This is a genomic window from Streptosporangium sp. CA-135522 (assembly GCF_050949235.1).
Classification (GTDB): Bacteria; Actinomycetota; Actinomycetes; order Streptosporangiales; family Streptosporangiaceae; genus Streptosporangium.
Genome location: NZ_CP192026.1, coordinates 1,183,381 through 1,196,359, shown reverse-complemented (window position 1 = coordinate 1,196,359; position 12,979 = coordinate 1,183,381). Strand labels below are relative to the sequence as shown.

Annotated in this window: 12 protein-coding genes and 1 tRNA gene; 1 reads left to right on the top strand and 12 read right to left on the bottom strand. The window is 66.6% G+C overall.

Annotated features, from left to right (window positions below; translation table 11 throughout):
• Positions 1–5: 5 nt before the first annotated feature.
• From rpoB to ACQPYK_RS05895, 12 genes are all read right to left on the bottom strand, one after another.
• Complete coding sequence (rpoB, locus tag ACQPYK_RS05950; protein ID WP_433251443.1) at positions 6–3,473, bottom strand: DNA-directed RNA polymerase subunit beta; 3,468 nt, start codon at positions 3,471–3,473, stop codon at positions 6–8.
• Positions 3,474–3,917: 444 nt separating this feature from the next.
• Positions 3,918–4,433 carry a hypothetical protein gene (locus ACQPYK_RS05945; RefSeq protein ID WP_433251440.1) on the bottom strand — a complete coding sequence of 172 codons (516 nt, stop codon included), beginning with the start codon at positions 4,431–4,433 and terminating at the stop codon, positions 3,918–3,920.
• On the bottom strand, positions 4,430–4,939 hold the full coding sequence (locus ACQPYK_RS05940) for a hypothetical protein (RefSeq protein WP_433251437.1): 510 nt from the start codon (positions 4,937–4,939) through the stop codon (positions 4,430–4,432). Before ACQPYK_RS05940 ends, ACQPYK_RS05945 begins: the two co-directional genes overlap by 4 nt.
• A gap of 241 nt (positions 4,940–5,180) precedes the next feature.
• Positions 5,181–6,182: an ABC transporter ATP-binding protein gene (locus ACQPYK_RS05935; protein WP_433251434.1), complete on the bottom strand. Its 1,002-nt coding sequence runs from the start codon at positions 6,180–6,182 to the stop codon at positions 5,181–5,183.
• Between the two features lie 374 nt (positions 6,183–6,556).
• On the bottom strand, positions 6,557–6,949 hold the full coding sequence (gene rplL, locus ACQPYK_RS05930; RefSeq protein ID WP_433251431.1) for a 50S ribosomal protein L7/L12: 393 nt from the start codon (positions 6,947–6,949) through the stop codon (positions 6,557–6,559).
• 84 nt (positions 6,950–7,033) lie between these two features.
• Positions 7,034–7,558: a 50S ribosomal protein L10 gene (rplJ, locus tag ACQPYK_RS05925; protein ID WP_433251428.1), complete on the bottom strand. Its 525-nt coding sequence runs from the start codon at positions 7,556–7,558 to the stop codon at positions 7,034–7,036.
• Positions 7,559–7,843: 285 nt separating this feature from the next.
• Positions 7,844–8,665 carry an LppX_LprAFG lipoprotein gene (locus ACQPYK_RS05920; protein ID WP_433251425.1) on the bottom strand — a complete coding sequence of 274 codons (822 nt, stop codon included), beginning with the start codon at positions 8,663–8,665 and terminating at the stop codon, positions 7,844–7,846.
• A gap of 152 nt (positions 8,666–8,817) precedes the next feature.
• Complete coding sequence (rplA, locus tag ACQPYK_RS05915; protein WP_433251422.1) at positions 8,818–9,531, bottom strand: 50S ribosomal protein L1; 714 nt, start codon at positions 9,529–9,531, stop codon at positions 8,818–8,820.
• Positions 9,532–9,708: 177 nt separating this feature from the next.
• Positions 9,709–10,140, bottom strand: coding sequence for a 50S ribosomal protein L11 (gene rplK / locus ACQPYK_RS05910; protein ID WP_184755528.1), 432 nt, complete (start codon positions 10,138–10,140; stop codon positions 9,709–9,711).
• A 115-nt stretch (positions 10,141–10,255) separates the two neighbouring features.
• The gene (gene nusG, locus ACQPYK_RS05905) at positions 10,256–11,050 is read right to left on the bottom strand and encodes a transcription termination/antitermination protein NusG (RefSeq protein WP_433251419.1); all 795 of its coding nucleotides are present in this window, start codon (positions 11,048–11,050) and stop codon (positions 10,256–10,258) included.
• 67 nt (positions 11,051–11,117) lie between these two features.
• On the bottom strand, positions 11,118–11,366 hold the full coding sequence (secE, locus tag ACQPYK_RS05900; protein ID WP_433251416.1) for a preprotein translocase subunit SecE: 249 nt from the start codon (positions 11,364–11,366) through the stop codon (positions 11,118–11,120).
• Positions 11,367–11,442: 76 nt separating this feature from the next.
• Positions 11,443–11,515 (bottom strand) — tRNA-Trp (locus ACQPYK_RS05895).
• A 255-nt stretch (positions 11,516–11,770) separates the two neighbouring features.
• Between ACQPYK_RS05895 and ACQPYK_RS05890 the strand changes: the two genes are divergently transcribed.
• A complete protein-coding gene (locus ACQPYK_RS05890) occupies positions 11,771–12,976 on the top strand; it encodes a pyridoxal phosphate-dependent aminotransferase (protein ID WP_433251413.1) in 1,206 nt (401 codons plus the stop codon).
• Positions 12,977–12,979: the final 3 nt, after the last annotated feature.

The following is a 12,979-nucleotide window of genomic DNA, read 5'->3' as shown; positions in this document are numbered from 1 at the left end:
CTAGATCAGACCTCTTCGACGCTGCTCGGCTCGCGCCGAGACAGGTCGATGCCGAGCTCTTCCGCGGCGCGGAAGACGTCCTCGTCGGTGTCACGCATCTCGATGGACATGCCGTCGCTGGAGAGCACCTCGACGTTCAGGCACAGCGACTGCATTTCCTTGATGAGGACCTTGAACGACTCGGGAATGCCCGGCTCGGGGATGTTCTCGCCCTTGACGATGGCCTCGTAGACCTTCACTCGGCCGAGGACGTCGTCGGACTTGATCGTCAGCAGCTCCTGCAGGGCGTAGGCGGCGCCGTACGCCTCCAGCGCCCACACTTCCATCTCACCGAAGCGCTGTCCGCCGAACTGCGCCTTACCACCGAGCGGCTGCTGGGTGATCATGGAGTACGGACCGGTCGAACGCGCGTGGATCTTGTCGTCGACCAGGTGGAGCAGCTTCAGGATGTAGATGTAGCCGACCGAGATCGGGTGCGGGAACGGCTCCCCGGAACGGCCGTCGAACAGCTGGGCCTTTCCGTTCGCGCCGACCATCCGCCCGCCGTCCCTGTTGCGCAGGGTGTTGTCCAGCAGGCCGACGATCTCTTCCTCGTTGGCACCGTCGAACACCGGGGTGGCCATGTTGGTGCGCGGGTCGACCTCGGCGAAGCCCTTGTCGCGCAGCCGCTCGGCCCACGCCTCCTGGACACCCGAGATGTCCCATCCTCTGGCGGCGATCCACCCGAGGTGGGTCTCCAGGACCTGGCCGACGTTCATACGGCCGGGCACGCCCAGCGGGTTGAGGATGATGTCGACCGGCGTGCCGTCCTCCAGGAACGGCATGTCCTCGACCGGGAGGATCTTGGAGATGACGCCCTTGTTGCCGTGACGGCCGGCCAGCTTGTCACCGTCGGTGATCTTACGCTTCTGGGCCACGTAGACGCGGACCAGCTCGTTGACACCCGGAGGAAGCTCGTCGCCCTCCTCACGGCTGAACACGCGCACGCCGATGACCTTGCCCTGCTCGCCGTGCGGCACCTTCAGGGAGGTGTCACGGACCTCGCGGGCCTTCTCACCGAAGATCGCGCGCAGCAGCCGCTCCTCGGGGGTCAGCTCGGTCTCGCCCTTGGGCGTGACCTTGCCGACGAGGATGTCGCCGGGCACGACCTCGGCGCCGATGCGGATGATGCCGCGCTCGTCGAGGTCGGCCAGGACCTCCTCGGAGACGTTCGGGATGTCCCGGGTGATCTCCTCGGGGCCCAGCTTGGTGTCACGGGCGTCGACCTCGTGCTCCTCGATGTGGATCGAGGAGAGGACGTCGTCCTGGACCAGACGCTGGGACAGGATGATCGCGTCTTCGTAGTTGTGGCCCTCCCACGGCATGAACGCCACGAGCAGGTTCTTACCGAGCGCCATCTCGCCGGTGTCGGTGCAGGGACCGTCGGCGACGACCTGGTTCACCTCGATCCGGTCGCCTTCCTTGACGATCGGCTTCTGGTTGAAGCAGGTGCCCTGGTTGGAGCGCTTGAACTTGGCGACACGGTAGGTCGTGCGGGTGCCGTCGTCGTTCATCACGGTGACGTAGTCGGCGGAGACCTCCTCGACCACGCCCGCCTTGTCGGCGGTGATGACGTCGCCGGCGTCGGTCGCGGCACGGTACTCCATGCCGGTGCCGACCAGCGGCGCCTCGCTCTTGAGCAGCGGCACCGACTGGCGCTGCATGTTGGAGCCCATGAGCGCCCGGTTGGCGTCGTCGTGCTCCAGGAACGGGATCATCGCGGTCGCGACGGACACCATCTGGCGCGCCGACACGTCCATGTAGTCGACCTCGTTGGCCCGCAGGGACTCGAACTCGCCGCCCTTACGGCGGACGAGCACGCGGTCCTCGATGAACGTGCCGTCGGGGCCGATCGGAGTGTTCGCCTGGGCGATGACGTAACGGTCCTCCTCGTCCGCGGTGAGGTATTCGACCTGGTCGGTGACCCGACCCTCGACGACCTTGCGGTACGGCGTCTCGACGAAGCCGAAGGAGTTGACCCGGCCGAAGGAGGCCAGCGAGCCGATCAGACCGATGTTCGGTCCTTCCGGCGTCTCGATCGGGCACATGCGGCCGTAGTGCGAGGGGTGAACGTCACGGACCTCGAAGCCGGCCCGCTCACGGGACAGACCACCGGGGCCCAGCGCGGACAGACGCCGCTTGTGCGTCAGGCCGGCCAGCGGGTTGGTCTGGTCCATGAACTGCGACAGCTGGGAGGTTCCGAAGAACTCCTTGATCGACGCGACGACCGGACGGATGTTGATCAGGGTCTGCGGCGTGATCGCCTCGACGTCCTGGGTGGTCATCCGCTCACGGACGACGCGCTCCATGCGGGCCAGGCCCAGGCGGACCTGGTTCTGGATGAGCTCGCCGACGGTGCGCAGGCGCCGGTTGCCGAAGTGGTCGATGTCGTCGGTCTCGACGACGATCTCGCGACCGGCGCCCGCCATCGAGGTCTCGCCCGCGTGAAGCTTGACGATGTACTCGATCGTGGCGACGATGTCCTCTTCGGTCAACGTGCCCTGCGTGATTTCGCTGTCGACGCCGAGCTTCTTGTTGATCTTGTAGCGGCCGACCTTGGCGAGGTCGTAACGCTTGTGGTTGAAGTACAGGTTCTCCAGCAGCGTCTGGGCCGACTCCTTGGTCGGCGGCTCGCCCGGACGCAGCTTGCGGTAGATGTCCAGCAGGGCGTCGTCCTGGCCGGCCGTGTGGTCCTTCTCCAGGGTGGCGCGCATGGACTCGTACTGCCCGAAACGCTCAAGGATCTGCTCGTTGGTCCACCCGAGCGCCTTCAGCAGGACCGTGACGGCCTGCTTGCGCTTGCGGTCGATACGGACGCCGACGCTGTCACGCTTGTCGATCTCGAACTCGAGCCAGGCGCCCCGGGAGGGGATCACCTTGCAGCCGTAGAGGTCCTTGTCGGAGGTCTTGTCGACGCTGCGGTCGAAGTAGACGCCCGGAGACCGGACCAGCTGGGAGACCACGACACGCTCGGTGCCGTTGATGATGAAAGTGCCCTTGCCGGTCATGAGCGGGAAGTCGCCCATGAACACGGTCTGGCTCTTGATCTCACCAGTGGTGTTATTGATGAACTCCGCCGTGACGAACATCGGGGCGGAGTAGGTCATGTCCTTGTCTTTGCACTCATCAACTGAGTACTTGGGCGGCTCGAACCGGTGATCGCGGAACGACAGGGACATGGTCCCGGAGAAGTCCTCGATGGGACTGATCTCTTCGAAGATCTCTTCGAGACCCGACTGGGCCGGAACGTCCTTGCGCCCGGCCTGGCGAGCCGCCTCGACCCGCCCCTTCCACTTCTCGTTGCCGAGCAACCAGTCGAAGGACTCGGTCTGGAGAGCGAGAAGATCAGGAACTTCGAGCGGCTCCTGAATTCGTGCGAAAGACACACGACGGGGACCAGCGGGTACGGCGGAGGCGTTGCGCGAGGCTGCCAACAGATGTCCTTCCGAGGGCTCGCGGCGGACTGACTACACGCACGCCAGACGACCATGCATCAGAGCACCAAAAGAAGCGGGTCGTCAAAGGGCAGCGCAAAGGGGCAGTGTAGCCGAACGGCATACACCTGTCCACTTCAGTCCTGCTGCATGCTCCACGTTGGTCGCAGCATCGCCCGTCAGCGCCGAAACGTCAAGCCCGCGAAGCGACATTTCGGCCGAGGAACAGCCGTGACTCTGGGAGTTTTCCCACCGGATGACCTGCGCACACCCTCGGATCCAAGACGATACCCGCGACCTGGTGTGGCTAACGCTCAGTCACACGGCGGATCGAACGCTAGCCGATGTTCGGCTGACGATCGACGCTGCCATGGCCGATGTACCCATGGGCATGCCGATCTCAAACCTGTTCTTTACTAACAATTGAGTAACCCGCCACGCCGACTAGCCCGACGGAGGGTCTCCCAGCAGCGTGGACAGCTCGGCGACCAGCCAGCGCGAGTCCTTCTTGACCATGACCAGACGCGCCCGGTTCTGACTGATCTGGCGCCGGGGTTCCTTCTCGCCGGCGGCGGTCCTCATGACGCTCGTGCGCATGAACAACAGGACCTCGACCCGGCCGGTCTCCACCTTCTCCACCGCCGCCCCGGCCACCGTCACCTGCTGCACCTTGCGCTGCTGTCTGGCCAGCGGCGCGAAGGTCGTGGCGAGCTGCCGGTAGTGCTGGGCGAGGGCGCCGGTGGTGTAGCCCCCGGCTCGTGCGAAATCTTGTTCGATCGTACGATAGTCGTACGACAGCATGTCGGAGGCGACCTGGCGCGCCGCCGTCAGTGCCTCCTGCCCGGCGGCCTCGTCCGCGCGCAGCCGGCCCAGATCGGCGGACATGACCCAGACGGCGGCCGCCAGCGCGAACGCCACGGCGGTCAGCACCCCTGTCACCAGCAGGGAGACGCGCGTCACGGGACCAGCTCCGCCTTCGACACGAGCCATGCCCCCGCGACCTTGGTCAGTTCCATGTTCCACTGGTTGAACCGCTCCTGAAGGGCGTCCTTGCTCCCCTCCCGGTGGATCACCGCGTCGCCCACCACCATCACCCGGGCCATGTCCCCCTTCAGCGAGACGAGCCCGCAGGCCCGCAGCGCGCCCGTCTGGAGGACCTTTTCCTTGACCGTGGTCTCCTTGAGCGTCACGAGGGTCTTGGCATAGTCCGCCTTGGCCGTCCCGGTAGAGGTGTCCAGGATGCGTTTGATGTCGGCGTCGACGCTCTGGTGGCCGACCGAGAGCAGGTCCAGCGCGTGCGCCCCCGCCGCCCGGAGCACCGCCTCGCGGTCGTCGGCCGCCGCCTGTGCCTCTCGCAGCTCTCCGCCGACCCAGAGGGCGGCGGCCAGCAGCACCGCGATCAGCAGGACCAGCGCCGGTCCGGCGACCCTCAGCGGGCGAGGAGGCCGAGCAGCGTTCACCGCCATGCGTTGTCTCCCGTCGCACGGTCTCCGGAGCGCCGGCCGGCGGCCATGCTGCGCCGGCCGTCCGATAGGCCCCCGATCGCCGGATCATAACCCGCCGCGGGGACGCGTCACAGGAGGGTCGCCGGAGCCGTTGCGACCATCTGGGGCCCGCGCACCTACCGGGCGAGGCAGACCCTTGCGACCACCTGCGGCCCGCGCACCTACCGGGCGAGGCGGAAGGGAGCCCGGCGCCGCCGGCGGATCACCTCACGCCGTTGACGTGAGCCGCGACGAGCCGGGGATACTCCTCCAGCCAGTTACGGCCACGCTCGTCCACGAACGAGTTGGGCGGCGGGATGACGCCGTTGGCCGCCAGCCAGGAGCCCGGCGGGCGCTGCGTGCGCCGGAGGCGGCTCGCGCTCGGCATGAGCTGTGGCGGGATCGGCGGCAGGCCTCCCGGGTCGTGCCCCATCTGCGCCTCGGCCTCCAGCTCGGAGACGTCCTTCTCCTCCGACATGCCGATCGGCCCGTGCCGGCGGGCGTTGAGGAACTGCCGGACCACGGGCTCGTCGCTGGAGAGCAGCATCTCTCTCGGCCCGAACATGACCAGCTCGCGCCGGAACAGCAGACCTATGTCGTCGGGCACCGTGCGCGCGGTGTTGATGTCGTGGGTGACGATGAGGAACGTCGCCTCGTTCTCCGCGTTGAGATCGACGAAGAGCTGGTTCAGATAGGACGTGCGAACCGGATCCAGGCCGGAGTCGGGCTCGTCGACCAAGATGATCTCCGGATCGAGGACGAGCGCCCGGGCCAGGCCGGCCCGCTTGCGCATGCCGCCGGAGATCTCTCCGGGAAGCTTCCCCTCCGCGCCGATCAGCCCGACGAGATCCATCTTCTCCATCACGATCCGGTGGATCTCCGTCTCGCTCTTCCTGGTGTGCTCGCGCAGCGGAAAGGCGATGTTGTCGTAGAGGCTGAGCGAGCCGAACAGGGCTCCGTCCTGAAACAGGACGCCGAACATCCTCCGGAGCTCGTAGAGCTTGTTCTCACTGCAGTTGGCCAGGTCGTGGCCGTCGATCCAGATGTGGCCGCGCTCGGGCCGCAGAAGGCCGACCAGGGTCTTCAGGAAGACGGATTTACCGGTGCCCGAGGGACCGAGCAGCACGGAGATCTCTCCCGCGGGGAGCGTCAGCGTGACGTCCTCCCAGATGACCTGCCTGCCAAACGACTTGGTCAGGCCCTCGACCACGACTTCGACGCCCACGTGCCGCCCTCCGGGGACCACGGGCCGCACCCGGCCGGTAGCTTGACGGACAATCACCTACGGATGACACAACCGTAACGACGATCCCCTGAATTGGAAGAGGGTCCAATAGGTTCCGGTGATCGTTATGGCACATTTATGAGATGTGGCGTCCAACAACGGATGTCACGCGGGCGCGGTCCGGCCTCCCCGACAGACACCTCTCTCCCGGGGACGGTCCCCCAAGGACAGGCGGGAGGCCCGAGTACGCAGCGGCCCGGATATCCCGGATACGCAGAAACCCGAACACAGAAGCCCGGGAACGCAGAAGCCCGGGAACGCGAAAAGAGCGGGCCACCGGCACCTGGTGGACCCGCTCTTTTCGGTGAAGCGAATTACTTGACGGTGACCGTCGCGCCGGCGGCCTCGAGGGCGGCCTTGGCCTTCTCCGCCTGCTCCTTGTTGACCTTGCCGTCGAAGACGGGCTTCGGAGCGCCGTCCACGAGGTCCTTGGCCTCCTTGAGGCCCAGGCTCGTCAGGGCCCGGATCTCCTTGATGACCTGGATCTTCTTGTCGCCGGCGGCCTCGAGGACGACGTCGAACTCGTCCTGCTCCTCAACCTCTTCGGCGGCGGCAGCGCCACCGAGACCCGGGGCGGCGGCGACCGCGACCGGAGCGGCGGCCTTGACGTCGAAGGTGTCCTCGAAGAGCTTCACGAAGTCGGACAGCTCAAGGAGGGTCATCTCCTTGAAAGCGTCGAGCAGCTCGTCGGTGCTGAGCTTCGCCATGGTGGTTCCTCCGTATGGATCTAACAACTAAGAATTGGGACCGCGGTACGTATGCGCTAATCCCCTACGACCGCTTGCGCGGACCTACTCGCCGGCCTCTTCGCGCTTGGCGCGCAGAGCCTCGGCCAGCTGAGCCATGTTGGTGGGCAGCGCGTTGAAGACGGCGGCCGCGTGGCCCTGCTTCGCCTTCAGAGCGCCGGCCAGCTTCGCGAGGAGGACCTCACGCGACTCAAGGTCGGCAAGCTTGCTGATCTCGGTCGGGGTCATCGACTTGCCGTCGACGACACCACCCTTGATGATCAGGAGGGGATTGGCCTTGGCGAAGTCACGCAGACTCTTGGCAGCCTCGACCACGTCGCCGTTGACGAACGCGATCGCCGACGGACCCGCGAGCAGGTCGTCGAGCTGGTTGATCCCGGCCTCGTTGGCCGCGATCTTGGTCAGCGTGTTCTTCACCACGGCGAACTTCGCATTCTCACCGAGAGAAACGCGCAGCTGCTTGAGCTGAGCGACGGTGAGACCGCGGTACTCGGTCAGAACGGCAGCGCTAGAGCCTTCGAAGCTGCTCTTGAGCTCGGCTACAGCCGTTGCCTTTTCCGCCTTCGCCATGGGCCTCCTTCCAGATGTGCCGCCGGCAAAGGCCCATAAACGCGAACAAGCCCCGGCGCGGGCGCACGGGGCTCACATAAGGAGGTCAGTCCAAATGAAAACTCACATCACACCTGCGCGGGCCGTCCACTCATGTGGATCCTTGGGTCGTCAGGCCACGAGGCTTGACGACGACCGGCGGTCTTCGGCGTTGACAGCTTACGCCCTAGCGGGGCACACGCCAAATCGAGCGGAACGGCTCGCGCCCCACGGCCGGTGACCGTGGGGCGCGAGCCGTTCCGGGCGTCAGTTCTGGCCGTGGTTCTTCGGCAGGTCGCCCACCTGGTCGGCGGGCGGGGCCGCGATCTGCACGGGCTCGTTGAAGCCCTTGAAGAGGGCCGCCAGGTTGAACACGGCACCCTGCTCGGAGCCGCTCAGCGTCACCTTGCGGGGCAGGCTCTCAGCGTCGGACCACAGGTCGAACTTGAGGTCCTTGACCCGTGAGAGCTGCTCCTGGAGCCGCTCACGCTTGGCCGGGTCGATCGCCTGGGCGGCCTCGGCCACCGGGAAGGTGCCGCTGTAGTGGGTGGTCTCCACCCCGCCGACCGTCTCGGTGCCGACCGACTTGACGTCCTTCGACGCCGTCAACATCTTGACGGTCCCGGCGAGGTCGAACTGCTGGACCTGCGCCATGAACTTCTTGACCTCGGCCTGGTGCTGGGCGTCGAGCTCGCCGAGCGATACCTTGGTCCACGGCTTGGTCGCGCCGGCGAACTTGTTGAGCAGCTCGGACTTGACGTAGACCGTGTCACCGGTCAGGATCGCCCGCGCCCCACCGGGCACGTTCTGCCCGCCGAAAGTGATCGTGTCCAGCTTGATGTCCGTCGCCAGCTCGGGCCTGCCCTGGTACAGCACGCTGCCCTGGACCTTGCTCGCGCCCCTGTCTCCGCCGGTGGTGTCGAGCACCAGGTCCGCGGAGTAGGAGGTGACCTCTCCCACCCTCTGCGCGCTCTGCTGCACCGCCTCGGCGGCGGCGAGCTTGACCCTCCCGAGAGAACCGGCGCTCTGCGCACCGCATCCTGCGACCGCGACCAGTGCGGCCGTTCCCAGTGCCAGTGCGGGAGCCATTCGGCGCATCCGTCTTCACCCCTTCGTCTCCCCCGATGAACTTGTCCACGACACTACGCCGCGAAAACCGGGGGCGCGTCGTCCAGAAGAATGAAGAAAGGCCTCAACCGAATGGCCATTCGGTTGAGGCCTCGCTACGAGGACGACTGCTATCAGGCGTCGAGCTCGGCGGTCATCGCCCGCGTCACGTTCGGGTCGACCGGGATGCCGGGGCCCATGGACGTGGAGAAGACGACCTTCTTGACGTAGCGTCCCTTGGCCGCGGACGGCTTCAGACGCAGCACCTCGTCGAGGGCGGCGGCGTAGTTCTCGATGAGCTGGCGCTCACCGAAGGACACCTTGCCGATGATGAAGTGCAGGTTCGCGTGCCGGTCGACACGGAACTCGATCTTGCCGCCCTTGATGTCGGTGACGGCCTTGCCGACGGCCGGGGTCACGGTGCCGGTCTTGGGGTTCGGCATCAGACCACGCGGACCGAGCACGCGGCCCAGGCGGCCGACCTTGCCCATGAGGTCCGGGGTGGCGACGACGGCGTCGAAGTCGAGGCGGCCCTTGGCGACCTCGTCGATCAGCTCGTCGGCCCCGACGATGTCGGCGCCCGCTGCACGGGCCTCCTCGGCACGGTCACCGGTCGCGAAGACCAGGACCCGGGCGGTCTTACCGGTGCCGTGCGGGAGGTTGACGGTGCCGCGCACCATCTGGTCCGCCTTGCGGGGGTCGACGCCGAGTCGCAGGGCGACCTCGACGGTGGCGTCGAACTTGGTGACCGAGGTCTCCTTGGCCAGCTTGGCCGCCTCGGCCGGGCTGTAGAGGCTCTCGTTGTCGACCTTCTCCGCTGCGGTGCGGAAAGCTTTGCTGCGCTTCACTTGATCACTCCTGTGGATCCGAGTGTTCGTGGTGCGGGCCAGCGCCTGGCCCCTCCACTTACTTCGAGGTTGTGGTGGACGCGCTCACGGTCGCGCCCGTTGTCGGACCCTCGCCGGTCACGCGGATCGTGCTTGGCATCCGCGTTCGCGCCTTCGAGCCCGGCTCGCCGCCTTCGGCTAGTCGGCGATCGTGATGCCCATCGACCGGGCGGTGCCGGCGATGATCTTCTCGGCCGCCGCGATGTCGTTGGCGTTGAGGTCCTGCATCTTGGTCTCGGCGATCTGGCGCAGCTGCTCCTTGGTGAGCTTGCCGACCTTGTCCTTCTGCGGGACGGGCGAGCCCTTCGCCACACCGGCGGCCTTCTTGATCAGCTCAGGCGCCGGGGGCGTCTTCGTGATGAAGGTGAAGGTGCGGTCCTCGAAGATGGTGATCTCAACGGGGATGATGTTGCCGCGCTGGGCCTCGGTGGCAGCGTTGTACTGCTTCACGAAGTCCATGATGTTGACGCCGTGCGGACCGAGGGCGGTACCGACCGGCGGAGCGGGCGTGGCCTGGCCAGCGGGAAGCTGGACCTTGACCAGTGCCGCAATCTTCTTCTTAGGAGGCATGGTTCTCTCCGGGTCCTAATCGGGGTGATGCGGCTCCCACGCAGACACGGGGAGCATGTCGGTAGGCCGCGCTTCGCGAAGCACGGCCACCGAACGTCTTAGTTTATGTGATCCGTCAGATCTTCGAGACCTGGTTGAACGAGAGCTCGACCGGGGTCTCACGACCGAAGATCGACACCAGCACCTTGAGCTTCTGTGACTCGGCGCTGATCTCGCTGACCGTGGCGGGCAGCGTGGCGAACGGACCGTCCATGACCGTCACGGACTCGCCGACCTCGAAGTCGACGGTCGCGGCGGAGGCCTTCGCCGTCGACTTCTTGACCTCTTCCGACGGCTCGGGCGCGAGCAGCTTGGCGACCTCTTCGAGGCTCAGCGGGCTCGGCTTGTTGGACAGACCGACGAAACCGGTCACGCCGGGCGTGTTGCGCACCGCGGACCAGGACTCGTCGGTGAGGTCCATCCGGACCAGCACGTAGCCGGGCAGCACCCGCTCCTTGACGAGCTGGCGCTTACCGCTCTTGATCTCGGTCACGTGGTGGGTGGGCACCTCGACCTGGAAGATGTAGTCCTCCATGTTGAGGGACTGCGTGCGGGTCTCGATGTTCGACTTCACGCGGTTCTCGTAACCCGCGTAGGAGTGGATGACGTACCACTCGCCGAACTGACTGCGCAGCTGGCGCTTGAACTCCTCGACCGGGTCGACGTCGGGAAGGACGTCACCGTCCTCGTCGACCTCGCCCGCCGGGGCTTCCTCGGCGGCGCCGTCCTCGGCCTCGTCGGCCTCGGTTTCGGCATCGACGTCAAGCTCGTCGGGCTCGTCGAACGAGTCCTCCGTAACGTCGAAGGCCTCTTCCGGCTCGCCCGCTCGCTCTTCGCGGGACTCGCCGGCCGGCTGTGAAGACTCGGACACGGTGACTCATTCTCTTTCCGTCGATGGGCTGGTGGACTTACCGCGGGACGGCGCGCCGGATGTCGGTTCAGGCTCCGCCGAAGATCCGAAGCACTCCCTCGGTGAGCACTGCGTCGAGCCCAGCCACGATCCCGACCATGATCAGAACAAAGACCAGCACGATGGTGGTGTAGGAGATAATGTCCTTGCGCGTGGGCCAGATGACCTTGCGCAGCTCAGCGACGACCTGTCGATAGAAAAGGGCAGGAGAAGTACGCTTGGCCTTCTTCTCACCGCTCGGCTTGTCTGCGGTTTCGCCGCGCGTGTCGATCGCCACAGTCCTCACCTGAATCCGTCGTATCCAACGCATGTCTGCGGCGCGCTAGACGCCCTGATGCGCGGACCGCTCCTCGCAGGGCACGAGGGACTCGAACCCCCAACCGCCGGTTTTGGAGACCGGTGCGCTACCAATTGCGCTAGTGCCCTAAGACATGAACCACCATACATCGGTTGGACCGATGTTTGTCCGTGGCTCACGGTCTTGACCGCCGATTCACGCAAGCGGCGGAAAGACCATGCCGGAGTCTACGTGGGAATGGCTGCCACGTCGAACCGGCGACCGATCGCCTCGCCGCGGTGTCTTCCCTCTCCTCCCGTACGGTCCCGTACGGCTTGCCCATGACCCGTCCACATCCTGGATAAGCGGCGGAAACAGCGCCAGGGGTCTGTAACCATGGAGGTATGACCCGTCCTCGCATCTCCGCGCGCATCTCCGCGATCTCCGAGTCCGCCACGCTCGCCGTGGACGCCAAGGCCAAGGCGATGAAGGCGGCGGGCCGCCCGGTCATCGGCTTCGGCGCCGGCGAGCCCGACTTCCCGACCCCCGACTACATCGTCGAGGCGGCCGTCGAGGCGTGCCGGACCCCCCGCTTCCACAAGTACACCCCGGCCGGGGGCCTTCCGGAGCTGAAGCAGGCCATCGCCGACAAGACGCTCCGCGACTCCGGCTACCAGGTCGACGCCGCCCAGGTGCTGGTCACCAACGGAGGCAAGCAGGCCGTCTACGAGGCCTTCGCCACGCTGCTCGACCCGGGTGACGAGGTCCTGGTCATCGCCCCCTACTGGACGACCTACCCCGAGGCCATCAAGCTGGCCGGTGGCGTCCAGGTCGACGTCGTGACCGACGAGACCACCGGCTACCTCGCCACCGTCGAGCAGCTCGAGGCCGCCCGCACCGACCGCACCAAGGTCCTGCTGTTCGTCTCACCGTCCAACCCGACCGGCGCGGTCTACACCCCCGAGCAGGTCGAGGCGATCGGCCGCTGGGCCGCCGAGCACGACCTTTGGGTCGTCACCGACGAGATCTACGAGCACCTCACCTACGGCGACGCGACCTTCGCGAGCATCGCCACCGTCGTCCCCGAGCTGGGCGACAAGGTCGTCATCCTCAACGGCGTCGCCAAGACCTACGCGATGACCGGTTGGCGGGTGGGCTGGCTGATCGGCCCGAAGGACGTCGTCAAGGCCGCGACCAACCTGCAGTCGCACGCCACCTCCAACGTCTCCAACGTCGCCCAGGCCGCCGCCCTGGCGGCCGTCACCGGCGACCTGTCCGCGGTGGCGAGGATGCGCGAGGCCTTCGACCGCCGCCGCCAGACCATGGTCCGCATGCTCGGCGAGATCCCGGGTGTGTTGTGCCCCGAGCCGAAGGGCGCGTTCTACGCCTACCCGTCGGTCAAGGAGCTGCTGGGCAAGGACTTCGGCGGCAGGCGCCCGCAGACGTCCGCCGAGCTCGCCGAGCTCATCCTTGAAGAGGCCGAGGTCGCCCTCGTCCCCGGCGAGGCCTTCGGCACCCCGGGTTACTTCCGCCTGTCCTACGCGCTGGGTGACGACGACCTCGTCGAGGGTGTCAGCCGGGTGGCCAAGTTCCTGGGCGACGCCCGCTAGAAG

What these genes read in the sequence shown, in the direction of transcription:
- rplK (WP_184755528.1), bottom strand. Translation starts at nt 10,140, where the DNA reads ATGCCTCCTAAGAAGAAGATTGCGGCACTGGTCAAGGTCCAGCTTCCC.
- ACQPYK_RS05940 (WP_433251437.1), bottom strand. Translation starts at nt 4,939, where the DNA reads ATGGCGGTGAACGCTGCTCGGCCTCCTCGCCCGCTGAGGGTCGCCGGA.
- rplL (WP_433251431.1), bottom strand. Translation starts at nt 6,949, where the DNA reads ATGGCGAAGCTCAGCACCGACGAGCTGCTCGACGCTTTCAAGGAGATG.
- ACQPYK_RS05890 (WP_433251413.1), top strand. Translation starts at nt 11,771, where the DNA reads ATGACCCGTCCTCGCATCTCCGCGCGCATCTCCGCGATCTCCGAGTCC.
- rplJ (WP_433251428.1), bottom strand. Translation starts at nt 7,558, where the DNA reads ATGGCGAAGGCGGAAAAGGCAACGGCTGTAGCCGAGCTCAAGAGCAGC.
- ACQPYK_RS05920 (WP_433251425.1), bottom strand. Translation starts at nt 8,665, where the DNA reads ATGGCTCCCGCACTGGCACTGGGAACGGCCGCACTGGTCGCGGTCGCA.